General features: G+C 65.1%; 16 protein-coding genes. 6 read left to right on the top strand and 10 right to left on the bottom strand.

Annotation, left to right across the window (positions count from 1 at the left end; all coding sequences use genetic code 11):
- Positions 1-2: 2 nt before the first annotated feature.
- The 5 genes from AC1RLU_RS17145 to AC1RLU_RS17125 form a co-directional block, all read right to left on the bottom strand.
- Entirely contained in the window at positions 3-1,787 is a 1,785-nt protein-coding gene (locus AC1RLU_RS17145) for a peptide ABC transporter substrate-binding protein (protein WP_492797652.1), read from the bottom strand.
- Positions 1,788-1,946: 159 nt separating this feature from the next.
- Complete coding sequence (locus tag AC1RLU_RS17140; protein ID WP_492797000.1) at positions 1,947-3,650, bottom strand: ABC transporter permease subunit; 1,704 nt, start codon at positions 3,648-3,650, stop codon at positions 1,947-1,949.
- A 128-nt stretch (positions 3,651-3,778) separates the two neighbouring features.
- Positions 3,779-4,885 carry an ABC transporter substrate-binding protein gene (locus AC1RLU_RS17135; RefSeq protein WP_492796999.1) on the bottom strand — a complete coding sequence of 369 codons (1,107 nt, stop codon included), beginning with the start codon at positions 4,883-4,885 and terminating at the stop codon, positions 3,779-3,781.
- Positions 4,886-4,910: 25 nt separating this feature from the next.
- On the bottom strand, positions 4,911-5,993 hold the full coding sequence (locus tag AC1RLU_RS17130) for an ABC transporter ATP-binding protein (RefSeq protein ID WP_492796997.1): 1,083 nt from the start codon (positions 5,991-5,993) through the stop codon (positions 4,911-4,913).
- Between the two features lie 98 nt (positions 5,994-6,091).
- Positions 6,092-7,534, bottom strand: coding sequence for an MmgE/PrpD family protein (locus tag AC1RLU_RS17125; RefSeq protein WP_492796995.1), 1,443 nt, complete (start codon positions 7,532-7,534; stop codon positions 6,092-6,094).
- Positions 7,535-7,670: 136 nt separating this feature from the next.
- Here AC1RLU_RS17125 and AC1RLU_RS17120 point away from each other — a divergent pair, with 136 nt between their 5' ends.
- From AC1RLU_RS17120 to AC1RLU_RS17095, 6 genes are all read left to right on the top strand, one after another.
- Complete coding sequence (locus AC1RLU_RS17120; RefSeq protein ID WP_492796993.1) at positions 7,671-8,693, top strand: LysR family transcriptional regulator; 1,023 nt, start codon at positions 7,671-7,673, stop codon at positions 8,691-8,693.
- Between the two features lie 83 nt (positions 8,694-8,776).
- Positions 8,777-9,931: a thiolase family protein gene (locus AC1RLU_RS17115; protein ID WP_492796991.1), complete on the top strand. Its 1,155-nt coding sequence runs from the start codon at positions 8,777-8,779 to the stop codon at positions 9,929-9,931.
- Entirely contained in the window at positions 9,928-10,338 is a 411-nt protein-coding gene (locus AC1RLU_RS17110) for a Zn-ribbon domain-containing OB-fold protein (protein ID WP_492796989.1), read from the top strand. Before AC1RLU_RS17115 ends, AC1RLU_RS17110 begins: the two co-directional genes overlap by 4 nt.
- A 37-nt stretch (positions 10,339-10,375) precedes the next feature.
- Positions 10,376-12,010 carry a class I adenylate-forming enzyme family protein gene (locus AC1RLU_RS17105; RefSeq protein ID WP_492796988.1) on the top strand — a complete coding sequence of 545 codons (1,635 nt, stop codon included), beginning with the start codon at positions 10,376-10,378 and terminating at the stop codon, positions 12,008-12,010.
- Between the two features lie 156 nt (positions 12,011-12,166).
- Positions 12,167-13,270 carry a flagellar motor stator protein MotA gene (gene motA, locus AC1RLU_RS17100; protein WP_492796987.1) on the top strand — a complete coding sequence of 368 codons (1,104 nt, stop codon included), beginning with the start codon at positions 12,167-12,169 and terminating at the stop codon, positions 13,268-13,270.
- Between the two features lie 28 nt (positions 13,271-13,298).
- Complete coding sequence (locus AC1RLU_RS17095) at positions 13,299-14,174, top strand: flagellar motor protein MotB (protein WP_492796986.1); 876 nt, start codon at positions 13,299-13,301, stop codon at positions 14,172-14,174.
- 387 nt (positions 14,175-14,561) lie between these two features.
- On the opposite strand, the gene AC1RLU_RS17090 is transcribed toward AC1RLU_RS17095, so the two are convergent.
- Genes AC1RLU_RS17090 through bcsN form a run of 5 tightly spaced genes read right to left on the bottom strand, consistent with a single transcriptional unit; the run spans position 14,562 to position 23,151 of the window.
- Positions 14,562-16,706 (bottom strand): tetratricopeptide repeat protein, encoded by a 2,145-nt coding sequence (locus AC1RLU_RS17090; RefSeq protein WP_492796985.1) that lies wholly within the window; start codon positions 16,704-16,706, stop codon positions 14,562-14,564.
- Positions 16,697-17,716, bottom strand: a complete 1,020-nt coding sequence (locus AC1RLU_RS17085; RefSeq protein ID WP_492796984.1) for a family 8 glycosyl hydrolase — start codon at positions 17,714-17,716, stop codon at positions 16,697-16,699. Before AC1RLU_RS17085 ends, AC1RLU_RS17090 begins: the two co-directional genes overlap by 10 nt.
- Entirely contained in the window at positions 17,713-20,169 is a 2,457-nt protein-coding gene (locus AC1RLU_RS17080) for a cellulose biosynthesis cyclic di-GMP-binding regulatory protein BcsB (protein ID WP_492796982.1), read from the bottom strand. The genes AC1RLU_RS17085 and AC1RLU_RS17080 overlap by 4 nt, the downstream gene beginning before the upstream one ends.
- Positions 20,166-22,349, bottom strand: a complete 2,184-nt coding sequence (gene bcsA / locus AC1RLU_RS17075) for a UDP-forming cellulose synthase catalytic subunit (protein WP_492796980.1) — start codon at positions 22,347-22,349, stop codon at positions 20,166-20,168. Before bcsA ends, AC1RLU_RS17080 begins: the two co-directional genes overlap by 4 nt.
- 25 nt (positions 22,350-22,374) lie before the next feature.
- Entirely contained in the window at positions 22,375-23,151 is a 777-nt protein-coding gene (gene bcsN, locus AC1RLU_RS17070) for a cellulose biosynthesis protein BcsN (RefSeq protein ID WP_492796978.1), read from the bottom strand.
- Positions 23,152-24,057: the final 906 nt, after the last annotated feature.

The raw sequence follows: 24,057 nt of genomic DNA, 5'->3' as shown, positions 1-24,057 counted from the left end.
CCTCAGCCGCGATACCAGCTGGCGATCGCCCAGGTATCCGCGTCCCAGCCACTGAAGTCCGTCACCAGATCGTTCCCGGCAGCGGCCACGCGCGTCCTGCACAGCAGCGGCAGGATGATATGCGAGCCGCATACGATCTCGTCGATCTCGATGATGAGCGCGGCGCGCTTCTCCGGGTCCATCTCCTTCTGCGCGGCCGCGAAGGTCTGATCGACCACCGGATCGGAGAAGCGCGAGGCGTTGCGGCCGAGCCATTTGTTGTTCTTGTTGGCGATATCCCAGGAGTTGAACTGGATCAGCGCCTTGGCCGGGTCCGGCGCCGGCTGCGTGATCGTGTACATCTGCATGTCGGCGTGGAACTTCGAGAACGTATCGGGATTGCCCGCATCAGATGAGAAATAGGAGGCCGGGTTGAGCGTCTTGATCTCGATGTCCATCCCCGCTTTTTGGCACGCCTGCTTGACGATCATCTGCACCTTCTGGCGCGGGCTGTTGATCGAGGTTTGGAAGACGTAAGTCAGCTTCTTCCCGTCCTTCTCGCGAATGCCCGCGGAATTCCGCGCGTACCCGGCTTCGTCGAGCAGCTTGTTGGCCTTGTCGATATTGAATTCGTAACCCAGATTCTTCGACTTGAATTGCTTGGGCTCGTTGATATAGCTGCCCGTCGCGATACCGGCACGGCCGTAAATGTGCTTCTGGATCGAATCTCTGTCGATCAGCAGATTGATGGCTTCGCGAACCTCGGGGTCTGACAGCGTCGGGTGCTTGCTCTTCATGCTCGATCGCTCACCATCGACCTCCGTCCAGGGGTCGGTGGTGTTGAGGATCATGATCTCGATGTTCCCGCTCGCTGCGAAGATCGCGCGACCCCGGCCGCCGTTTTCGAGACGCTTCAGGATTTCGTCCTCGACCTGAACATTGGCCGCGTAGTGGTAGTCCCCGGTCTGTATCACGGCGCGGACCGCTGAGATCGAGTCGCCGCCGCCTTTGAGTTCTAGGGCATCGAAATGGGGCTGGTTGGAGACGTGGTATTCGGTGAAGCGCTCGGCAGTGATGATGTCGCCGGGCTTGAAGTCGACGAGCTTATAAGGACCGGTGCCGACGGGCTTCAGATTGGCCGGCGCCTCTCGCGACTTTGCGCCCTTGTAGGGCGCGAAATGGTGCTTGGGGATGATCTGTCCGGCCACTGCCACGAAGGCGTCGGCCCAGAACGGCGTCGGCTCCTTGAAGATCACCTTGACCGTGTGGTCATCGATCTTCTCGACGCGAATGTCCTTGTAGGTGCCGGTGGTGTAGGCCGATGTGGCGAGGTCGCTGACATACTCCCAGGTGAAAACGACGTCGTCCGCCGTGAACGGCATGCCGTCATGCCATTTGACGTTCTTCTTGAGTTTCCAGGTGACCTGGGTTCCGTCCTCCGACAGCCCGCCATTCGCCTTGCTGGGGATCTCCGCCGCGAGTTGCGGAACGAGATTGCCCTCCTTGTCCCATCCCGCCAGCGGTTCGTAGAAGATCCGGCAGGGATCCTGATCTTTGGTGGACGTTGCAAAGTGCGGGTTCAGGACAGTCGGCGCCTGCCAGTACAGGATCTTCAGAGTCCCACCGCCGCCGGCTTTGGTCGGCTTGTAGGCCGGAGCCGTCTGGGCCATCGCCACGCCGTGATGGGCCAGTAACTGCGTTGCGAGCGGGGCCGAGATCCCGGCGAGAGCCATGCGACGGATAAAGGAACGGCGCGACATCGCACCCGTCTTCACGTCGCTCGCCAGCTTGCCAAAGTAGTTGTCCATTCTCTTCTTTCCCCTGCAGGCTGCCTCTAGGCAGCGCTTTCTGATTTTGGGTTGATCACCCGAAAGGCTCAATCGAGTATTCGCATCTCGTGATGCTCCGCTGTAAAGGCGGATATTCTAATCAACTCATCAGTCTCTCTGGTTGCGGCCGCATGTCTGTCAGGTGCTTGGCTCGGCCGGGCGTCCCTGCCGCAGCGCGAAGCCTTCCATTACCGCGAGCCAGATCAGGGGCAGCGCCACGAGCAGGGCCGAAACCGCGGCAATCGTCGGGTCGACCTCCAGAACCATGTCGTTCCACACCTTGACCGGGAGGGTCTGCAACCGCGTGCCCGACACGAAGCTCGTGATGATGACCTCGTCGAAGGAGTGGATGAAGGCGAACAGCCCGCCCGCCACGATGCCCGGCATGATCAGCGGAGCGATGATACGGCGGAACAGGGTCAGCGGCCGGGCGCCGAGACTCATCGCCGCGAGTTCGAGCCGGCGGTCGAAACCGCTGAGCGAGGTCATGCCGATCACCACTACGAAGGCGACGCCGCCGATCGTGTGCGCGATCAGGATGCCGGCATGGGTGCCGATCAGCCGCCATTCGGCGAGCAGGCCGAAGATCGCGATGCCGCTGACCACCGAGGGAATGATCATAGGCGCGAGCAGCAATGCCATGATCGTGCTGCGCAGCGGCAGCACTCCGCGCACCAGCGCATAGGCGGCGGAAAGGCCGAGCACGAGCGAGAGCACCATGCTGAGCGGCGCGATCAGGAAGCTCAGACCCGTCGCGCTGCGCCATTGCGGCGACTGCAGGTAGGCCTCGTACCAGCGTAGCGAATAGCCGCTTGGTGGAAAGGAGAGGAAGCTGTCGGCGCTGAAGGAGATGACCATGACGATCAGGCTCGGCACGGCCAGAAAGGCCAGCACGGAGAAGCTTGTCGCCAGCAACGCGGCACGCCCGGCCCCGCTTGGCCGGCGCGGCGCTGCGAGCCGACGCCGCCAGGTGCCCCGGCTGGCGCCTGCGGCGAGCTCGGCGAACCAGCGCGGCATGGCGAAGCGTGCGCCGGGCGAAGGGCTGCGCCGCGAGGCCACGGCGCCCGTGCGGGCACCGTAGACCGTAGCGAGGTCGCCGCCGACGAGCGCAAAGGCGAGCAGCGTCATCGTCAGCAGGATGAAGGCGGCAGCGCCCGCCAAACCGAAGTTGAGCGAGCCCTCGATCTGCGACTGGATGAGGTTCGAGACCATGGCGTTGCCGAGCCCACCCAGGCCCGAGGGGATGATGTAGGCGCCAAGTGTAGCGACGAAGACCAGCACGCAGCCGCTGCGGATACCGGGAGTGCTCAGCGACAAGAACACGGAGAGAAAGGCCCTGAACGGTCCGGCGCCCATGGCGCAGGCAGCCTGGGTCAGGCGCGGATCAATGCCGCGCATCGTCGCGTAGAGCGGCATGATCATCAGTGGCAGCATGATGTGGGTCATGCCGATGAACATGCCGGTGGTATTGTAGAGCAGCGAAAGCGGCTCGCCGATCAGGCCGAGCCAGCCGAGCGTGGCGTTGATCGCCCCCTGATCGCCGAGCAGTACCTTCCAAGCATAGATGCGCGCGAGCTGGCTGGTCAGATACGGCACCACCACAAGGATGATCAGGCGTCGCTGCCACCGGGGAGAGATCAACTGGGTCAGCGCATAGGCGGTGGGATAGGCGATCAGCAGGCAGGTCAAGGTGACGCCGCAGCTGACGACGAAGGTGTTCTTGACGACGGTCAGATAGGCGGCGCTGGTAAACAGACGAGTATAGTTCGCCAGCGGCGCATTGCCGTTGCCGAGGCTCACGATGAACAGCCTGACCAGCGGATAGCCGCAGAATAAGAGCATGAAGAAGACGGCCGGGCCTGCCAGCAGCCAAGCGGGCCGCCGGGCCGCGAACATGCGCAGCCCGCCGGCGACTCCGGAGGCGGACCTCGCCGGGTGAGAGGCCGCTGTGCCGGCCGGCCCGGGCAGCGTCATTTCAGGACCCATTCCTGCCAGCTCTCCGCAAGCCGCTCGATGTTGCTGCGGCCGTCGGAACCGACTTGCGCATACCAGTCGGCGCCGGTCTCGAAGAGCTTCGCGCGATTTGTCGGGTGGGTGGCGAGGCGAAGCGCCTCGGCTTCCGTCAGATGCTTCAAGGCACGCGCGTTGCTCGGCGCGGTGCCGGTCTTGCGCGCGAGGATCGCCTGCTGCTCGCCGCGGATCGCGAAAGCTATGAACTTCTGCGCATTGGCGGCATTGGGCGCGCCCTTCGGGATCGCCCAATAGTTCCAGGCCAGCTTGCCCTGGTTCCAGATGATGTCGATCGGCTTGCCCTGTGCCTGCAGCTCGGTGGCGCGGCCCTCGTAATTTTCGCCGAGATGGGCGACGTTGTCGTGGAATAGCTGCTGTGCCTCGGAGCCGACCTTCCACCATTTGCGGATGTGCGGCTTGATCCGGTCGAGGCTGCGATAGGCCCGGTCGATGTCGAGCGGGTAGAGCTTGTCGGGAGCGACACCATCGGCCAGCAGCGCGAATTCCCACGGGCCATCGGCGCCGTTATCGCCGGAATGCAGCACGCGCGGGCCGGGAAAGCGCTTAACGTCCCAGAAATCGGCCCAGGTCGCCGGCGGCGCCTCGCCCTTGTAGAGCCGTCGGTTCACGCTCAGGATGAAGGCGTAGTAGAACGAGCCGATCCCCCAGGGCTTGCGCCCGCTCTCGGCGATGCCTGAAAGCTCCTCCTTGTCGAAGACGCTGTAATCCAGGTCCTGCAGATAGCCATTGCGCGCCGCGATGGTTCCAGCCTGGGCCGAGATGTAGCAGGCGTCGAAATCGACGTTGTTGCTTTCGACCTTCAGCTTCATCTTCGGCAGGTTCATCTGCTCGCGCACAGCATTGACCTTGATGCCGGTCGCGGCCTCGAAAGGCTTCACATAGGCTTCCACATTGCCGTCGGCGAACAGGCCGCCGCTTATCAGCACCGTCAGCGAACCCGCCTGCGCCTGCGCGGCACGTCCCAGGATTGCCGGGACTGCAACCCCGATCAGCATCGCACCCGCACTCCGCCCAAAGCGGCGACGAGTCCACCCGATCTCGCTCATGATCATTCCCCTTTTGGTGCGTTTTTCAGTGTGGTGCAGACGGGCGCGGCAGCAGCCGCATCGCCGCCGGATTGAACATCAGCGAGACCGCGTCGCCAGGAAGGAACGCCGGCCGCGTCGGATCGGAGGGCGATTTGACGACGAGGCGATGCGGGCCGGCATGGATCACGTAGCGCATCGCCTCGCCCAGAAAGATCGCCTGCTCGATGCAGCCCGGCAGAGGGCAGCGCCCGGCATGCGCGGCAGCCGCACCGGCCGGGGCGAGCTGGATCGTCTCCGGCCTGACAGTGAGCAACACCGCCTTCTCATCCCCACGTCCGCCATCATCGAGCGCCGAAAGCTCGCCGATGCCGATATCCACGACAGCGCTGCCGCCGGCGCTCGATAGGATGGTCGCCTCGATGAAGTTGGTCTCGCCGATAAAACCCGCCACGAAGGCGTCGGCGGGCCGCTGATAGATATCCTGTGGCGGCGCCAACTGAACGATCCGCCCCGCGCGCAGCACGGCGACGCGGTCCGACATCGTGACCGCCTCCTGCTGGTCGTGCGTGACATAGACGGTCGTGCAGCCGAGCGTCGCGTGCAGCTCCTTGAGCTCGAGCTGCATCTCCTCGCGGAGATTACGATCGAGCGCGCTCAGCGGCTCGTCCATCAAGAGGACCGGCGGCTCGAAGACGATCGCTCGCCCAAGCGCGACGCGCTGCTGCTGGCCGCCGCTGAGCTGATGAGGGAAGCGGTCGCCTAATCCACGCAACCGCACGCGCTTCAGCGCTCGCTCGACCAGCGGATCGCGGTCACGCGGCGGAATGCCCCGCACGGACAGGGGGAAGGCGAGGTTCTGCGCCACGGTCATGTGCGGGAACAGCGCATAGCTCTGGAAGACGATGCCCTGATTCCGCGCATAGGCCGGCACATGCGACATCGGCTTGCCGTCGATGAGGATCTCGCCCGAGCTCGGCGTGTCGAAGCCGGCGAGAAGCATCAGGAGGGTCGATTTGCCAGAGCCGCTCGGCCCCAGCAGCGTCAGGAACTCTCCCGGCCGGACGTCGAAGGAAAGCGCGTCGGCGGCCAGCACCGAGCCGAAGCGGCGCGTTACGGACCGGAACAAGACCTCCGCGCCATTGCGTGGCGGATTGGCTGTCGGCAAGCGCGTCCCCGCAATGCCCGCCACTGCATTCATGCTGTTGCGATTTCTTTCCATGGTGCTCAGACTGCCATCGCCGGCCGCGGCGCGGCCGGCTCGGCGCCAACGCTTGCGCGTGCCATGAAGCGGCTCCCTCTATCGACCACCGCGTCGAAGGCGAACTGCCCCGCCAGTTCCCGGATCCGCAGCGGCCCGTCGACAGTGCGGAGCAGCGCCGTCAGAGTCTCGAACCGATCCTCCGAAAGCACGCCACGGGAACAGTCGGCGAATTTCGCGGCGTAGTCGGCCGCGGTCATCGGCCGAGCCAAGGTTCCACGAACGCGGGTCACCAGCTTCGAGAAACGACGGCCGTCCGAGAGCACGACCGTGACCTCGCTCGGTACCGGATGGCCTGCCGGCTCCTGCTCTGCCGGCCAGGTCCGCATCGTGATGCGTCGCAGCAGCGCCTGAACGCCCGTCCTCGCGAAGCCTTCTTCGGTAAAATCCGACAATTCCAGCTGATGGCCCGTCAGCAGCGCCGCGGCGGCGTAGGACAGGCTGAAGCGGGCTTCGATCTCGTCGCGCGGTGCCGCGGCGATCAGGGCGAGCGCCGGACCGCGTCCGATCACAGCCGTCGCCTCGGCCACCGAGGACGCATCGAAACCGTGCTCGGCCTGGAGGTCGGCGAAGCCATCGAGCGCGGGATGAATGCTGGAGCAGCAGGGATAGGGCTTGGTGTCGAGCCCGAGCCACTCAATCGCCGGCGGCGCACCCAGGCTGGCCAGGATCGGCTGGAAGGGCCGCCATCCGCCCGCGCAATATAGCTTCAGGAAGCCGTATTCGCCCTCGATCGCATCCGGTGCCGCGCTGATTCCGTCACGCGCCATCACCGCGGCCAGAATCGCCGATTGGGCGGCAAGCCCGGCATGGATCGGCTTCGCCATGGTGCCGAACTGACCCTTGCTGCCGCTGGTCATGCTGGTCGCGAGGCTGAGCGCCGCCGCCATGCGGTCCGGGTCGAGACCGATGAGGCGCCCGCAGGCAGCGGCTGCGCCGATCAGACCCACCGTGGAGGTCGCGTGCCAGCCGCTGTCGTAATGGGTGCGGTTGACGGCCCGGCCGAGCGCGACCTGAACCTCGAGCCCGACGATCCAGGCGGTCAGCAACGCGTCACAGGACAGGTCTTCCTGCTCGCCCAGCGCGAGGAGAGCCGGCACCATCACCGCTGAGGGGTGGGTCAGCGCATGCGCGACGGTGTCGTCGTAATCGAGGGCATGGGCGGCCACCGCATTGGCGAAGGCGGCGAAGGGCGCCGGGGCCTTGTGCAGACCGCCCGCGACAGTCGCCGCCCCTCCAGCGCTCCACGGCGCCACGATCCTGCGGGCCTTGTCGGCGGCGAGATCGCCAGCGCCGGCGACCATGCAGCCCAGCGTGTCGGAGAACGCGTCGGCCGCACGCGAGCGAGCGAGCGGCGAAGCATCGGTCCAGCCGGCCGCCCATGCTGCGAGGTTCGCGGTGATGCCCATTCCTTGCCGGCTCCTCGTCAACGCATTATATTAGCATTGCTTATTTTAATAATTAGTAATGCTGCATTTCCGAGAACAGGTGTCAAGCGGCGAAATCGAGGCTATGCCGGTCGGACGAATAACGAGGGAGGAACGGGTGGCAGAGCCTGAGAACACCGCGCGCAGGGGGCTCAACCTGCGGCTGCTGGAAATTTTCGCCGCGGTCGTGCGCGCCAATGGCATGACCGGCGCGGCAAGCGCTCTCAACCTGACTCAATCTGCGGTATCGCAGGCGGTGGCTAATCTGGAGGCCTCGGTCAACGCACAGTTGATCGATCGTGGAACACGCCCGCCGAAGCTGACGCTGCTCGGCGACATCATCTACAAACGCACCATTGAGATCCTCGATCGCGTCCGCGATCTCGACCAGGCGGTTGAACTCCACCTGCACGACGCGATTCCGATGCTGCGGCTCGGTGTTGCGAATACCGTCGCCAGCACGGCGGGACCTTACCTGGTTCGCAAGCTCGACAAACTCGCGGCGCAGTGGGTGATCTGGTCCGGCTATGGCGAGACCGGCGTCCGCTCCCTGATCGAGCGCAAGGTGGATTTCATCATCACCTCGGAGGATGTTCCCCCGAGCGACGACTTCATCAACATTCCGATCTTCGAGGAGCCTTACCTCCTCGTGGCCCCGACCGATCTGGCCCAGACACACCGTACGATTGAAGCGCTGGCCGCTGCTGCGCCCTGCATCCGCTACGGCACCCATACCTTCATCGGCCAGGCGGTCGACGCCTATCTGCAGCGCTCCGGCACGATCCCGCCGAACCGCTACCGGCTCGATACCTCGGATGCCGTGCTCGCCATGGTGGAGGAGGCGATGGGCTGGACCATCAGCACCCCGCTCAGCGTCCTCAAGGCACGCATGAGTTCTCCCCGCTTCCGTTGCCTGCCGTTGCCGCGCTCGGCGCCGACGCGGCGAATCGCGCTCATCGCCCGTCCTTCGGAAGACGATACGATCGCTCGCCAGATCGCCGAATCCGCCCGCGAGGCGCTGATCGAGCGCTGTCTGCCGGACCTCGCCGGGATCGCGCCCTGGGCGACGTTCCGGACGGATTTCTCCCTCAGCGCCACCTCTACGCGGCGCTCACGGGGCAAGCGGACCGATAGCGAGTGACCGCTTGACGCTTCATGCGTAATTATCTACGCTAATTCAGGCAATCAGTTTTGCTAATGATTGTCTGATATGAGGCGTTGTCGATGAAGCGGGTGGCGGCAGTTGTCGGTGTCGGACACACCGATTGGGCGGACGATTGGGTTCGGACGCGCAACGGTGAGAAGCCGACCAATTCGTTCGGCTACGGAATCCGGGCCTTCAAGCGGGCGCTCGATGATGCCGGGTTGAAGCGCGACGACATCGACGGGTTGATCGCCGGGCCGCATACGGGCTGCGAGCGCATGTCTGAGCTGCTCGGCCTCAACCCCAAATGGAACGATAATGGCGATGCTGCGATCTCCGTCATCAAGGCGTGCATGGCGATCCAGAGCGGGCTCGCCAGCGTCGTCGCCATCGTCTTCGGGTTCAACCAGCGTTCCGGCGGAGTCAAATGGGGGGGCGCGCCTGCGGGATCGGGCGATTCCTTCCATACAGAGGATTATCATGCGCCTTGGGGCCTGACGTCGCAGGGTTCGCTCTACGCCATGCTCTACCAGTCCTATCGTCATGCGACCGGCATGACCGATGCGGAACTCGGAGAGGTCGCGGTCGCGCAGCGTCATTGGGCTTCGCTCAACCCGAACGCCATCATGCGCAAGCGGATCTCGATCGAGGATTATCTGGCCGCCCCGTTCATCTGCGAACCTCTTCGCCTCTACGACTACTGCATCTTCAACGACGGAGGCGTGGCGATGATCATCGTCGATGCCGATCGCGCCAGGAAAATTGCCCGAAAGCCCGTCTACATCGAAGCCGCCGCGCGTCATGACCTCAATCAGCGCACGACGAGCATGAGCCCGCGGATCGTCGACCATTATCGGCCGGTGCAGCAGGACGTCGCAGCGCGCCTGTTCGACAGTGCCTCGATCGGGCCCGAAGACGTCGACATGCTCTGCGTCTATGACAGCTTCTCTCCGCATATTCCGCTCGCGCTCGAAGGCCACGGCTATTGCGGCATCGGCGAGGCCGGGAAGTTCCTTCGGGAAAGTCGGATCGGCCCGGGCGGCCGTCTTCCGACGAATACCGGCGGCGGGCATCTCTCCGAGAGCTACATGCAGGGCTGGAACCACCAGATCGAATGCGTGCGGCAGCTGCGCGGCGAGACCGGCGAGCGCCAGGTTCCGGATTGCCGCTTCGCCCACTATGCCAGCAGCGTGGCAGGCCGCGCTGTCTCGGTGCTCTATGGAAACCGGCCATGACCGAGCAGTTCTTCCCAAAGCCGCTGATGGGCTTCTTCGATCCCCCGATGTGGGAAAGCATCGCGTCAAAGGCGATGAAGCTGCAATGCTGCCGGGCGTGCAGGGCCTTCCAGTACCCGCCGGCGCCGGCCTGCGTCGAGTGCCTGAGCGAGGAACTCGATTGGACACCGTTGTCCGGCGAAGGAGAGATCCTGTCCTGGGTGGTCTATCACCGCCAGTATCTCGAGACGTACCCGGCACCCTACAACGTGGTCAGCGTGCGGCTCAGGGAAGGGCCGATCCTGACCAGTAATCTCGTTGGTGACGAGCCCGCGGGATCATGGATCGGCTCTCAGGTGCGGCTGGTCTACACCGAACTCCCGGACGGGTCGGTGCTGCCGCGCTTCGAACTCGCCAGACCTGCCTGATCGCGCTGCAGCCATGTCCATGTCGACCGAGCCTGCGATGACCATTGCCCCCGAAACGCCGTTCGAGGACTACCCCTCGGAACGGCTGATGCGCGAGGTCGAGGCGACCCCGCTGCCGCGCAACGTCGCCGCGCTCCTGCGCGAGCGGCGCGAGCGCCATCCCGATCGGCCGATGCTGGAGATGTTCGACGACGGGATCGTGCTGACCTATGCGCAGCTGGCGGGCGATGTCGCAAAGCTGGCATCGAGCTTTTCCCGGCTCGGCATCGGCCATGGCTCCCATGTTGGCGTGATGGTCGGCACCAACACGATATATCCGATCACCTGGCTGGCGCTCGGCACGCTCGGCGCCGTCACTGTCCCGGTCAATTCCGCCTATACGAGCCGCGAGCTCTCCTATGTCCTGTCGGATGCCGACTGCCGCTTCCTGGTCATCCAGGAGGAGTTCGTGCCCCTGCTCGATGCGATCGTTCCCGCGCCGCTGCCGCAGAAGCGCGTGGTCGTGGTGGGGGATGCGGCGACGCCGCGCCTGCGCTGGGACGATATGCTGGCGGCGGGCGATGTGAACTTCGTTCCGGCGCGGGAGCCGGTGCTCGATGACGTTCTGAACATCCAGTACACGTCCGGCACGACCGGCCTGCCGAAGGGCGCGATGCTGTCGCATCGCGGGCTGATGATGCATGGGCGGGTCGGTTCAGCCCAGTTGCAGGACGCCGCGACCAATATCCTGATCGCGCAGCCCTTCCACTACATCACCGCTCAGTGGCAGTTCCTGATGACCCTGTTCCAGGGTGGGACTGCCTTCATGCCTCGCCGACAAAGCTCCACCCGCTTCATGGAGTGGGTGAAGCGGTATCGCATCCACTTCTGCAATTTCCCCGAAATCGTCTCGCGCGCGCCGGAGCAGCCGGAGGATGCTGCGAACGATCTCAAGACGCTCTACTGCTACAGTCACCGGCTAGAGAACTATCGCTGGTACGAGAAGCGCTACGGTTGCGTGGCGCGGCAGGGCTTCTCAATGACCGAGACCGCACTCGTCTCTTATGTCCCTGTCGAGGCCGACCACATGACGGGCACCGGCACTTCCGGCATTCCAGCGGCCTTCCGTGAGGTGCGGGTCTGCGATCCCGACGGGGTCGAGGTTCCTGCCGGCGAACTCGGCGAACTCTGCGTCCGCGGGCCCGGTATCCTGCTGGGCTACTACAACAAGCCGGAGGCAACCCGCGAGGCCTTTCATGAAGGGGGCTGGTTCAGGACCGGCGATCTGGCCCGACGCAACGCCGAGGGCTGGCTCTGGTATCTCGGCCGTCTGAAGGACATGGTGAAGCGCAGCGGCGAGAGTATCTCCGCAACCGAGGTGGAGGCGGTGCTGCGCAGCGTCGAGGGGATCGTCGAGGCGGCGATCCTACCGGTTCCTGATCTGGTTCGTGGCGAAGAGGTCAAGGCCTATATCCTGCTTTTAGAGGGCGAGACGGCCGGCAGCGTGCCGCCTGAGCGGATCATCGCTGATTGCTCTTCCCAACTCGCGCGCTTCAAGATCCCGCGCTATTTCGAGTACGTCTCAGCCTTCCCGCGAACGCCCGGGGGCAAGGTGAAGAAGTCCGAGCTGCGGGCAGCGCGAGCCAATCTCACCAGCGGCAGTTACGATGCCGTCGAGAAATGCTGGAAGTAGCGGCCGAGGCTAAATCTGCAACAAGGAGCGCTGCGAGCATTAACTGCCGGACGGCGAGCCAAAAAACTCACGGTTGCACAGTGCGATAAGCGGAGCCTGACGTTCGGCTGCCCCACTATCAGCCTCGTCAAACCCGCCCGGAAGCGGACCTTCTCGATGTCCGCTAAGGGCCAATTGCTGATGTTCGCCGAGACCCGCCGGCTCGATCTCAATGCCCAAATCCGGGCACTCCTGATCACTTACCCTACCGACCCAAACTTCAAAGCCGTCGTCGAAGGACGACGCTTACAACCCTGCCGTCCGCTGGTCATAAACTCGCCCTTAACCTTAATCGGTCAGTTCGTTGGGCTAGTTAGTGGCTTCGCGCGGGCTGTACCTGCTGCGGCGCGAGGGTGGCAGACCATGCGGCTGATCGTCGGCACAATAATCGTCTTCGTCTGCGTCTTCGGAAGCTACGCGGCGATGGGCGGCCACCTTGAGGTGCTTTGGCAGCCGTTCGAGTTTGTCATCATCCTCGGTGCAGCGATTGGTGCCTTCGTCATCGGCAACCCTGCGCCGGTGCTCAAGGCTGTGCCCGCCATGCTCGGCACGCTCATGAAGGGTCCCCAGTACAAGCAGGAATGCTATGTCGAACTGCTCGGGATGCAGTATTCCTTGTACAAGTTTGTAAAGCAGAAGGGCATGCTCGCTGTCGAGGAGCACATCGAAAATCCGAGCGAGTCGAGTTTGTTCAATGCCTTCCCGACTTTTGCAGCGAACCATCATGCGGTCGAGTTCGTCTGCGACTACATGCGAATGCTGACGATGGGTGCCAACAACGTCCACGAGATCGACGCTCTCATGGACGAGGAACTGGAGACGCACCATCAGGAGCAGGAGCGTATGGTTGCGGCAATGCAGTCGCTTGCCGACGGTACACCGGCGCTCGGCATCGTCGCCGCCGTGCTCGGCGTGATCAAGACGATGGGGGCGATCACCGAGCCGCCGGAGGTGCTGGGACATCTGATCGGCGGCGCGCTCGTAGGCACTTTCTTCGGTGTCTTCGTCGCCTACGGCTTCTTCGGGCCCATGGCGCAGTCGCTCAAGGGCACGTTCGAGGCGGAATCCAAATACTTTCTTTCACTCAAGGCGGGTCTCCTCGCGCATATCGGCGGCCAGCCGCCGGTGATGGCGGTAGAATTTGCCCGCAAGGCTCTGATGAGCGACGTCCGCCCAACGTTCAACGAAGTGGAAGCGGCAACCGCCGGCCTCCCCGCCTAGATCTGATCCAATCTCCGGCAGAGACTCGATGACTAAGCCCACCCAGCCGACGATTATCGTCAAGAAGGTCAAGAAGGCCGCTCATGCGCACCACGGCGGGGCTTGGAAGATCGCCTATGCGGACTTCGTAACCGCCATGATGGCGTTCTTTCTGCTGATGTGGCTGATCAGCATGACGACGCAAGAGCAGAAGATCGGCTTGGCGGAATACTTTGCGCCGGCATCTGTGAGTCCGACGACCAGCGGCTCTGGTGGCGTCCTGATGGGCAGTGCCCTGGACAAGTCAGGCAACAGGCCCTCAGTGCCCCGCGACGCGGCGAGGGGGACTTCCGGGCAGGACGACAAAGCGCGCCCGACCAGCTCGGGCCGCGCCAGCGACCGCGAGGCCAGCCGCCCGGCCGCCGACATGCAGGCCAACTACAGCGCCGTAGCCAGCCTGCGGCAGGCGCTCCAGAAAATGCCCGAAATTTCCGAGTTGTCGCGCAACATCGTGATCGAGCCGACCAAGGAGGGCTTGAACGTTTCCCTCGTGGACGAGTACGGCCGCTCCATGTTCCCCGAAGGCTCGGTCCGGCCCTACGAGCGCACCCGTCTCGTGCTGGAGGCGCTCGCGCCCACCCTGCGCCGGCTGCCCAACCAGCTGTCTGTCGCCGGCCACACGTCCGCCGCGCGCCCGGGCTCGGTGCAGGCCACCGATTCCTGGGCCCTCACCGCCGGGCGCGCACTCGCCGTGCGCGAGATCCTGTCGGGGGCCGGGCTTCCCAGCACCCGCTTCGCTTCCGTGGTGGGACACGCCGACACCGAGCCGCTCTTCATCGACGATGCTTACAGCCCGTCTAACCGACGCGTTACGATCACGCTCCTCAATGCGGAGCCACCGCTACCCCCGGGAACCTTTCCCTGACGGCAAGGCGCGTGGATCGCCTCAGTGACCGTTTGAGATTGAGTTCAGTGGCTGGCCTGCAAACGGGGACCATCGCGACGCGGACCAAGGCCTCGGAAACGTCGATGTACTGCGCGAAGCTACGGGCAGGGCGCCGCTAGCAATCATCGACGCGACGCTCGAAAAGGGCTTCGAGGTCAGTGATGCGAGCCTGAAACAGGGGGCGCTTCATGAGGCTTGCAGGCTCGCATCCATCGTTCAACGTTCAGAGCGACTTAGCCATTTTCGTCGGAAAAAATGCAATCATTAGCCGTCGTCGCCAATCACGGAGAAGATTGGCATGTTGCGCTAGGAAGCCGACACACATTCCCGGAGATGGTCGGTACGAAGCTTCGCATGGCGCCGTGATCACTGGGCGTTGCGCTTGGTGACATCACGGATCGCCGTCAGGCCGGACAGGGCCTCGGGCAACTTGTTGGCCTTGTACAGCGCCTCGAAGATGTGCGCGGCGTCGTCGTAGCGGCCGAGATTGTAATAGGACCATCCGCGCATCAGCATCAGGTCTGTCGTCTCGGGCGCGAGGCGGCGGCGCTGCGACAGGGTGATGAGCGCGCCGTTGTAATCCTTGGCATCATACTGGGCATAGAATTGCTCGGCGAGGAGCAGCGTGGACAGCTCCTTGCGGCGCGCCGGTGGCAGGTTGGCGGCGCTGGCCGCTACGGTCGCTTCGGCCGTCAGCCCCTGCTGCATCTTGGCATAAGCCACGCCTGCGGCGGCATCGGAGGTAACCTGCGCATTGCCGCCGCGCCGTGCGGCTTCGAAAGCCTGCGCTGCTGCGACCGGCCGCTTGAGATTGAGGAGACACCAGCCGCGCTGCAAGGCGGCGGCGCCTGAGCTGCCACCTCCGCAACTGCCACCGGTCGCGCGGGGAGCGTCCGACCGTCTCGCCGGCTCCGGAGCCGCGTCGCGTGCGATCGGCTCGTCGGAGCCGGACCTGACGATAGGAGTTGGTCGGCGATGGGCCGATTCCGCCGCCGGCATCTGACGTGTTTGGCGCTCATGCTCGGCTGTCGGGGCCGAGCGCGGGCGCCGGGGATTGAGGATGTCCGCGATCCTCTGCGAGCGGCTGCCCCATTCGGCAACGAGGGTACGCAAGCCAGCCTGGTCGCGCAGGCGTTCGCGGACCAGGGCCAGCCCGTACGCCGCCGGCTCATTGCCACGATCCCAGGAGAGCGCCGTCTCGAACCAGGTTCCCGCCGGGCTGATCTGCCCGGCGTTGTAGGCATACCAGCCGAGCGCTCCGGCGCCGGCGGCGTATTTGTCCTGCCCCACGGTTTTCACGATGCGCTCGATCACGGCGCGGTCCAGGCGCGGCGGCGGCTCCTGGGTGAGCAGGGCGGTGATGGCATCGAGATAGGCCTTGCGATTGGCCGCGCCGGCTTCGAGCCACTGGGCACCGAGCGTTTCGGCCTCCTGATACTTCTTGGTATCGCCCAATGCGAGCACCGCTCCCTCGGCCGCCTTGGCCCCGCCATTGCGCGCGAGCGCCGTCTGGAACCAAGTCGCGGCCTTGGCCGGCTCGTCATGGTGGAGCGTGTAAAAGCCTAGCAGGATAGCGTCATCGGGCGTCGAGGCCGCATTGGCTAGGGCTTCGATGCGCTGGATTTCCGCGGGCGTCGCCTTCTGCGTCGGATCGCCGGCGGCCTTGCCGATATGGCGTCGTGCCATCTCGTCGCGGATGCTCGCGAACTCGTTCTGCTGTTCCTGCGACAGCAAGGCTTCGACGATGTTTTCCGGTAGGGTGGCGAGCGCCTTCTGCATCGTGCCGGTGCGCTCGGCCGGATTGGTGCAATTGGTCAGGACATAGGCATAGGCGTCGCGCGCACGCTCGGGCTTACCGATCTGGACGAAGGCCTCGGCGACGCGCCAGAGCGCATCGACACTGGCGCAGGTCAGCATGGCTGGAATCTCGGTGCCCAGACGGATGACCTGTTCCCATTGCCGGGCGTTCGACGCGTTGACGAGGCGCTGACGTGCCTCGGCGGTGTCGAGCTGGGTTGTCAGGTCGGCCGGAGCGCGCCAGTTCGGATCGGTGCTGCCCCGCTGGGCGATCGCGGCACGGACCTCGCCATATTTGCCTTCGGCGAAGAGCCGCCACATCCGCTCCAGCTCAGGATCGCCGGCCTGTCCCTTCCCTTGCGAGCTCAGGTCCGTCGGCGGCTTCCAATCCGGATAGAGCGCCCTGAGCCGCGCGAGCTCGGCCTCGTAGCGGCGGGTGTCGCCCTGCCCCGCGAAATAGCGCAGCGCGGTCTCGTCAACCTTCGGCGCAGCGGGTTGGGCGGCGGCGGGGCGGTCCGGGGCCTTGGCTTGCGCGGCATCGTTCGGTGCCGGCACAGCTTCGGCCGGCGCCTGCGGAGGCTGTTGTTGCGCCAGTGCCGGCTGGATCACGGGCTGCACGGCTTCACGCGAGGCGATGTCATGGCCGTAGCGGCCCAGCGTGTAAAAAGCGAGACCCGAGACGGCGACGGCGATCAAAATGGGTTTCACAGACATTGCGGATACCTCTCGTCAAGCATCGAGAGGGAGAGGAGATGCAGCGTCGACGGGTAATAGGCGGTAGGCTGGAAGGCCTTGAGCTCGGCGGGAATCGGCGTGCCGTCGAGTGCGCAGGCGAGCGACGCGGAGAGGATGCGGTAGCCTGCGTCCGGCAAGGGCTCGACGGGCTTGCCACTGGCGACATCGACGACCGCCGTGCCGCCGGCCCAGGCCTGTCGGAACGGCGCGAGCCGCGCCTTGTCGCCCAGCCCTGCGCGCAGCAGGTAGAGCGGGATGCGGATGGCGTTGTAGCCGAACTGGGCCGGAAAGCCCTCCGCCGGCCGAGGCTCGGCCTTGACCGAGAGCCATTCCGGCGCCGGCATCTTCCGCTTGGCGAGATCGTCCAGCAGCTTCAGACCGCTGGTCTGGACCTGCATCCAGCGCGGGTCCCCGGTCAGCTTCGCCAAGGTCGGGAAGGCCTCGAAGATCCAATAGGACGGATTGATCACCGGCCCGTCGGCGCGGTCCTTCTCCGAGAAACCGACAGCGCCCGGCATGAGCCAGGTCTGCCCGGCGTGCTGGCGCAGCGCGACCTTTGCGAGGGATGTCGCGATCTGGCGTGCGGCGGCGCTGTGGGCCGGCATGTTCCAGCGCGTGCCTGCGCAAGCGAGGGCATCGGCGATCAACAGGTCGCCGTCGCTGGCATTGTTGATATCGGTGACGTGCGGGCTCGCCTTCGGGTCCCAGCGCCAGGCTGCGAGCCCGTCATCGCGGATCAGAAGCTCGGTCCGGGTGAAGGCGAAGATGCTGGCGAAGGTCGTGCGATCATCGGCCAGGCAGGCCAGCAGCAGGCCGTAGCCCTGGCTCTCGCTATGGCTGATGCCGCCGTTGAGATCGTCGACGACCCGCCCTTCCGCAGTGACGAATTTCTGTCGGTAGAGCGCCCAGGCATCCGCCGGCACGGCTGCGCGCACGCCCGGCGCCAGACCGAGGAAGGTCGCCATCATCGCTGCCAGCGTCCATCTCATGATCGCCGACCCAACCGCCCGAGCATCAGGGAGGTTCCAATGCCGAGCCCGATGCAGGCGATCAGAAGCGCCAGCGCGTAGATGCCGATATTGCTGGACATCCAGTTGGCGAAGACGAGCCGCATATTCGCGAGGCTGAAGGGCCGCGTCATGACGAAGGAGGTGCTATCGGCGGAAATGACATGCGCGTCCTGGGCGCCGCGGAAAGCGGTGATCCGGCCGGCCATGCCCGCCCAGTTGCCCGGCGTGACGATGCGGTTGACGGCGCTCTGCAGGGTTTCGTCGCGGCGGGCGATGAAAGCGGTCCAGACCTGCCGCGTCTCGGGATCGGCGGCCTGAGCCGCGATCAGTTCCGTCCCTTCCGCCGGCTCGTAGAGCGAGGCCGCGCGCGATGGCGCGCGCAATTGCGCGAAGGAGAGATCGAAGGTGTGCTGGAGCCATTGATCGAAGCCGATGAAATAGCGCGCCAGCGGGCCGCCGAGCGAGCCGCGCCAGCGATCGCGGACCGCTTCGGTGGTCGGAGCCACGCCGCCGGAGGCCTCGGGCGTGGCCTCCCGGCCCTGCAAGCGGTTGATGACGGCGTCGAAGACGGCCGCACCCTCGGCATCCGGCGTCACCACCACGGCATCGGCACGCTGGGGCCAGGTGGCGCGGACATTGTCGGCGACGCCGACCCGGGGCAATAGGCCGGCCGGCATCTGGCCGGCGGCGCCGACGATCAGCGCCGGCCTGTCGCCCACGGCCGCTGTCCCGGCGAGGAGATCGATGGCAAGCGGGCGGCTGGCATTGCGGGCGATGCGCGCAAGCAGCGTCGCTGCCGCGCTGAGATTGGCATTGTCCTGACGGCCCATGACCAGCGCGACGCGGGAAGCGACCGAATACGGGAAGCCGGTGCCGGCGATGGCCCCGAGATTGGGGCTGACGCCGATCTTCGCAAAGTTCGGGATCGACAGGACGGTGGTGTCGAACAGGGCGAAGCGGCTCTTGCCGGCCAGGGTCGCGCCGGGGCCGCAGGCGAGATCGGACTTGGCCAGCGTCACCGCCTCGAACCAGATCTCGTTGATCCCCGGCCGGAAATGCCGCAGCGGGATCGTGATCGGGAACTGCTGGAGCAACCCGCCCGTCGCCGCATTGAGCGGCACGGTTGCCGCGACGTTGCCGTTGACGAAGACCTCGATATGGCTCTCGCCCGGCAGGACCTCCTGTGAATAGGCGCCGTCGAGATAGAGCGTCGCCTCGCCATAGGCATTGGCGTAGAAATCGCCGGGCATCGCGACGATGGCGCGCACGCGCATGCGCCGGCCGGTCGATTCCTGAGTGGGAATGCCGAGCTCGGAGAAGCGGATCGCCTCCTTGTCGGAGATGAAGGGCGCGTCCGGCACGTGCCAGCTCGCGGTATCCATGGTCTTGCGGTTGATATTGGCCGGCCGGGCTACAGGCGCGGTCAGGAACTTGGCGATGAGGGTTTCAAGATCGGGCCAGCCTTCGCCGGTGACGAGCAGGAGATCGGCGCCTTTCTGCGGATTCGGGACGAAGCCGACGAAGCTGCGGCCACCCGCATCGGCCGGTAATGCGCCGAGCAGCGCGCGCATCTCCTCGCTCGTGCCGAGCGCGACGGTCAGCGTGCCCGGCCGGATGCGGGCGGGCAGTTGCTCGGTTACGCTGATCGTGACCTGCCCGTAGCGGCCGCGCAATGCCAGCGCCTGGGCGACGGCAAGGATGCTGTTCGCGGCGCTCGCGCGCGCCGCGCCGGGCGCGACGATGGCGATCGTCGTCAGCCCGTTTTCATCGGCGCCGACAGCGGGCAGATCGTCGAGACTCCGCAGGGCGAAGGATCGGGTGTTCGCATTCCTGAAAGCCAGCCGCGTGCCGGCGCCATCGATACGCGTCCAGAGTTCATAGGTCGAGCCGACTGTGCAATCGATGCGATGGCGTTGCACGGCCTCGAAGCTGATCGTGTTCTGTCCGGTCCGGAGCAGGCCCTTGCGCAAGGCGATGGAGCTGCGCTTCAGGCGGTCGGAGGAGGCGATCGGCATTTCGCTGACGCGCTCGCCATTTATGCGCACCGTCAATCGCGAGGCTTCCGGCATCACCACGAGGGCGTTCTGAAAGGCAATGTCGAGGTTCAGATCGGCTGTCGCCTCGTCCTGCGTCAGGTAGAACCCCCAACTGCGGACGTCGCTCTCGCCTTCCAGCGTGACGCGCCCCGCCGGCAGCAGCGGCTTGAACAGCAGCGAGGCTGGCGTCGGACTGGTCTCATGTACCGGAACCGGAGCCGGCTTCGCGGAAGGCGCAGGGCTCGTCGGAGCCGGGGACGGCGCGGGCGGCGCGATCATGAAGGGTGCCGGGCCGGGCTGGACGACCGGAGATTCCTGTGCCGGGAGCGGCGAGCCGACAAGGAGCGCGCAGGATGCGAGCGCGGCGAGATGGGCCTGGAACCGGAGGCGCTTCATTCCGCCGCTCCCGGCCGGGTGGTCGAGCGGGACAGGCGGTAGAGACCGAAGAGATAGGACAATCCTCGGCTCGTCTGGAAAATGGCGAGCCGCAGGAAGCGCAGCGTCCCGTAGATGACGCCGGGATTGTGGCGCCGCGCCTTCTGAAACCGGCTCCAGTTCTCGGCATCGGAAAAGGCGAGGTCGGCGATGATGCGACTATGCACCGGCTCCGCCGGCTCGTAGCTGCAGCCCAGCAGCAATCCCTTGTCGTCGGGCGCGAGGCGGCGGACGCGCACAGGCAGGGCGCCCCGGGGCATGTCGATCGTGGTCTCGACGGTAATCTCCCCGGTCGAACCGACCGGAAGCTTATCGAATTCTTTCGACATCACGCGGACGGCGATACCGTCGACGGAGACGTTTTCGGTGACGATCCGGGCCTTGCGTCCGTCGATGGTAATCTCACCCCGACGCTTCACGGCGAAGCGCCGCGCGCCGCGACCCTCCGGCCGCTCCGAGACCACGCCAAGCGCGCAGCCGGCCATCAACAGGTTCAGAATGTTCCACAGCCCGACGACCAACGTGATGTCTGCATTGTAGGGCTCGGTGAGCATGCGCCAGTAGGTGGCGACGACACCGAGCGAGAGCACCGCGAAGATGATGAAAAACGGCCGGCCAAGCTCCGACACTCGCCGGGTCTCCAGAGACTCGTTCTTGGCGGTGACCTTGAAGGTCGGCTTGGTCGGATTGATGAGCACCGAGACCACGGCCGGCAGCAGGTAGACCGACTGGATGAACTCGTAGAGCTCCGAAATCCACGGCCAGCGATAGCGACCATAGAGGTAGTTCTGCATCATCAGGTTCACCACCATGTAGCTCAGCACATAGGCGATGAATTCCGCGCCGGAGGCGGTGAAGATCTCCAGGCCGAAGAACAGGTAGAACAGGGGCGCGACCAGGAAGGTCAGCCGCGCGAAGGGGAAGAGCCAGAACAGCGCCGAAGAGGAGTAGCAGAGCCGCTGCGGCAGCGAGAGGCCGCGCTTGAACATCGGACGGTGGAACATGAGGATCTGCATCATGCCCTGCGCCCAACGCGAACGCTGGCCGATGAAGCTGGTGAAGGTCGCCGGCTGAAGCCCCGCGATCAGCGGCTTGTCGACATAGACGCTGTGCCAACCGGTGGCGTGCAGCGTGATCGCCGTTTCTGCATCTTCGGTGATGCTGCGTCCGGAGAAGCCGCTGGTGGTTTCCAGTGCCGTGCGCCGGAGGACGGCGGCCGAGCCGCAGAAGAACGAGGCGTCCCATTTGTCGAGACCGCGCTGGATGATGCCGTAGAACATCTCGTTCTCGGACGGCATCGAGCGGAAGGTCTGGAGATTGCGTTCCAGCGGGTCCGGATTGATGAAGAAATGCGGGGTCTGGACCAGGAAAAGCTTCGGGTCCTGCCCGAAATAGCCGATCGTCTCGGTCAAAAAACTGCGTGCAGGGGCATGGTCGGCGTCGAAGACGACAATCAACTCGCCTTGGGAGTTGGCGATGCCGTTATTGAGATTGCCGGCCTTGGCGCTGAGATTGCGCTCGCGCGTGAGATAGGTGACGCCGAGCCCTTCGCAGAGCTTCGTCAGCGTCGCGCGGCGCTCGCGGGCGGCGCTGGCCGCGGCGAAGTCGTCGGCGTTGCATTTCTCGTCGGTGCCGCCGTCGTCGAGCAGGAAGGTGTTCAGGCGCCCCGCGGGATAATCCATCGCCTGCGCAGCCGCGAGCGTCGTCGCGAGCATCTCGGGCTCTTCGTTGTAGGTCGGCACGAAGACGTCGACCGTCGGTGCGTTGGCGAGGTCGATCGGCGGCGTCTTGCGCTTCGGCAGCGGCATCGCCACGACGAAGAGGCTGAGGCCCAGCATGCCGATGTTGTAGAGCTCGGCGAGGTAGACGATCAGCCCCGGGATGAAATCCTCGAGCTGGTTGACCGGCGGCAAGGTGCTGGTCGTGCGCCAGTAGACGTAACGCAGCACGATCGCGGTGCCCAAGCCGAGCGCGATCAGGCGCCAGACGCCATAAGGCCGCAGGAACTTCAGGACCATCATCGCGCCGACCACGATCGCCCCGGCGATCAGATGCGCCTGCAGGCTGATCGGCAGGGTGACCAGCGCGATAACGACCATCGCAGTGACGGCCCAGAAGATGACGTAGCTCGCTGTTCGCATCGGGCTTTCGGCAATCCGGGTGGGTTCAGGGCGCGGGCGGCGGCGGGACGGCGGGGTATCCTTCAAGCGGCTTGGTCGGGGTCGGATCGGGGGCCTGCGACTCCGCGGGAACCGCGCTGCGCCGATGCTCCGGCCGCGGACGGACGGCTTGCGGGCGCTGCGGGGCCTCGCCGAAGGAGGACTGCGGCGCTTGCGGATAGATAGGGGTTCCAGCCTGACCGAGCTCAGGCGCCGGCTCGGGTGCATCGCCAATCGGATTCCAGCCCGAGCGCTTCAGCTTGGCGTTGAACGTGTAGCCATAGGCCAGGCGCAGAAGCGAGGCCTCGGTCGCGGTGGGGTCGCAGACACGCAGGCGCACCGAGATCATGCCCGATTTCGGGCGGAAGAGACTGTCCTTGCCCACCAGTCGCTGCCAGGCATAGAGGCAGGCCTCGCCACCGGTGCCGCGACCGAAAGCATAGCCGAATGGACCGTAACTGTTCTGGACGAAAACGGCGGAAGGGGCCATCGCGACACCGGGAAGACGTTCCTCCATCTCTTTGCCGATGGCGAAGTCGTCGATGCCGGGCTCCTTCAGCAGGTTGCCCTCGACGCCGGTGGCCTCAGGAATATCTGCCGCCGTGAAAAACGCGACATGGATTGCGTTCTCGCCGGGCGTCCGGCCACGGGTTGCCAGGGAGACGGTCTGCGAGACGGCGTTCTCATAGGTTCTCTGGGAGACTGCGGTCACAGGCAGGCTGCCGGGCGGAGGCAGCGCCAGGGCGCGGCCCACGTCGACGGTTATCGCGCGCGAGGCCGACACGAGTTCATCGCTCGACAGCCGTTGCTCGCCGCAGCCTGCAAGGAGGAGAGGCAGTCCACATGCCGCGAGCATCCCTGCAAGGGGCCCAGACACATCACGGAGCCTGTCCGAAGACACCCGATCGATGAAGCTCCAGGCCCTCATAGGCACGCGTGCCGATGTCGGTACAGCATCGTCATGTCTTCACCATTGGTTAACGCCGGTTAACGAGCGGTTACTCTCGTCGAAGGGGCGCTGTGGCGCCCGCGCATGGCTGCGGCACCCAGTACAAGTGATTCGTGAGGTTATTCCAACCTACAGTTGGATAAATGTTCCCGTCGTCGGGAAACGAGCTATCTTTACCACAATCAAAGGCGAGGAAGATCCTGCCGTCCCGAGCGGCCGGTGCGGCCCAGTACCGGGAGGCATTCACCCACACCAGCGGCGAAGGGCAAGGTCCGGCTCTCACCCGCCGCCTTCATCGCACTGCCCATAAACAGCCCTTCGGAATGTCAGTAAAGGGCCATGTATGCGCTTCGCCGCTCAGGCCATCGGCGCGCTATACGCATGGTTCAGGCGGCAGAGCTTTCAGGAGAAGCATAGGTCGCCAAGAAATCCTGGTCGGCTTCCGGGAGACCGACGCTCTGCAAGAACGATGCGACGCGCTTGCTACGTGCAGGCGCTTGGTGATTTGAGCCCTTAAAACTGGATCGCTTTGGGTTGGCGTCGTTTCCCTTGGGCTGGGAGGAGCGGAAGACGATGAAGGATTCGAAGTTCTCGGACGCTCAGAAGGCGTTCATCCTGAAGCAGACCGGCGACGCCACCTATGCCTGGCGCGGAGATCAACCTTGAGTTCCACGGCGACCTGGGGCGGATTTCGCTGTTTGCTCTGAGAACACGAAAGCCCCGCCGCGATTGCGACGGGGC

The organism is Allobosea sp. GW822-FHT05A11 (assembly GCF_058800455.1).
This window is presented reverse-complemented; position numbering and strand designations above follow the sequence as displayed.

Bases quoted from the DNA above. Each gene is read 5' to 3' on its own strand.
- bcsA (WP_492796980.1), bottom strand. From the start codon at position 22,349: ATGCGAACAGCGAGCTACGTCATCTTCTGGGCCGTCACTGCGATGGTC.
- AC1RLU_RS17115 (WP_492796991.1), top strand. From the start codon at position 8,777: ATGAAGCGGGTGGCGGCAGTTGTCGGTGTCGGACACACCGATTGGGCG.
- motA (WP_492796987.1), top strand. From the start codon at position 12,167: ATGTCCGCTAAGGGCCAATTGCTGATGTTCGCCGAGACCCGCCGGCTC.
- AC1RLU_RS17140 (WP_492797000.1), bottom strand. From the start codon at position 3,650: ATGCTCTTATTCTGCGGCTATCCGCTGGTCAGGCTGTTCATCGTGAGC.
- AC1RLU_RS17105 (WP_492796988.1), top strand. From the start codon at position 10,376: ATGACCATTGCCCCCGAAACGCCGTTCGAGGACTACCCCTCGGAACGG.
- AC1RLU_RS17110 (WP_492796989.1), top strand. From the start codon at position 9,928: ATGACCGAGCAGTTCTTCCCAAAGCCGCTGATGGGCTTCTTCGATCCC.
- AC1RLU_RS17080 (WP_492796982.1), bottom strand. From the start codon at position 20,169: ATGAAGCGCCTCCGGTTCCAGGCCCATCTCGCCGCGCTCGCATCCTGC.
- AC1RLU_RS17125 (WP_492796995.1), bottom strand. From the start codon at position 7,534: ATGGGCATCACCGCGAACCTCGCAGCATGGGCGGCCGGCTGGACCGAT.
- AC1RLU_RS17135 (WP_492796999.1), bottom strand. From the start codon at position 4,885: ATGAGCGAGATCGGGTGGACTCGTCGCCGCTTTGGGCGGAGTGCGGGT.
- AC1RLU_RS17090 (WP_492796985.1), bottom strand. From the start codon at position 16,706: ATGTCTGTGAAACCCATTTTGATCGCCGTCGCCGTCTCGGGTCTCGCT.
- AC1RLU_RS17145 (WP_492797652.1), bottom strand. From the start codon at position 1,787: ATGGACAACTACTTTGGCAAGCTGGCGAGCGACGTGAAGACGGGTGCG.
- AC1RLU_RS17095 (WP_492796986.1), top strand. From the start codon at position 13,299: ATGACTAAGCCCACCCAGCCGACGATTATCGTCAAGAAGGTCAAGAAG.
- AC1RLU_RS17085 (WP_492796984.1), bottom strand. From the start codon at position 17,716: ATGAGATGGACGCTGGCAGCGATGATGGCGACCTTCCTCGGTCTGGCG.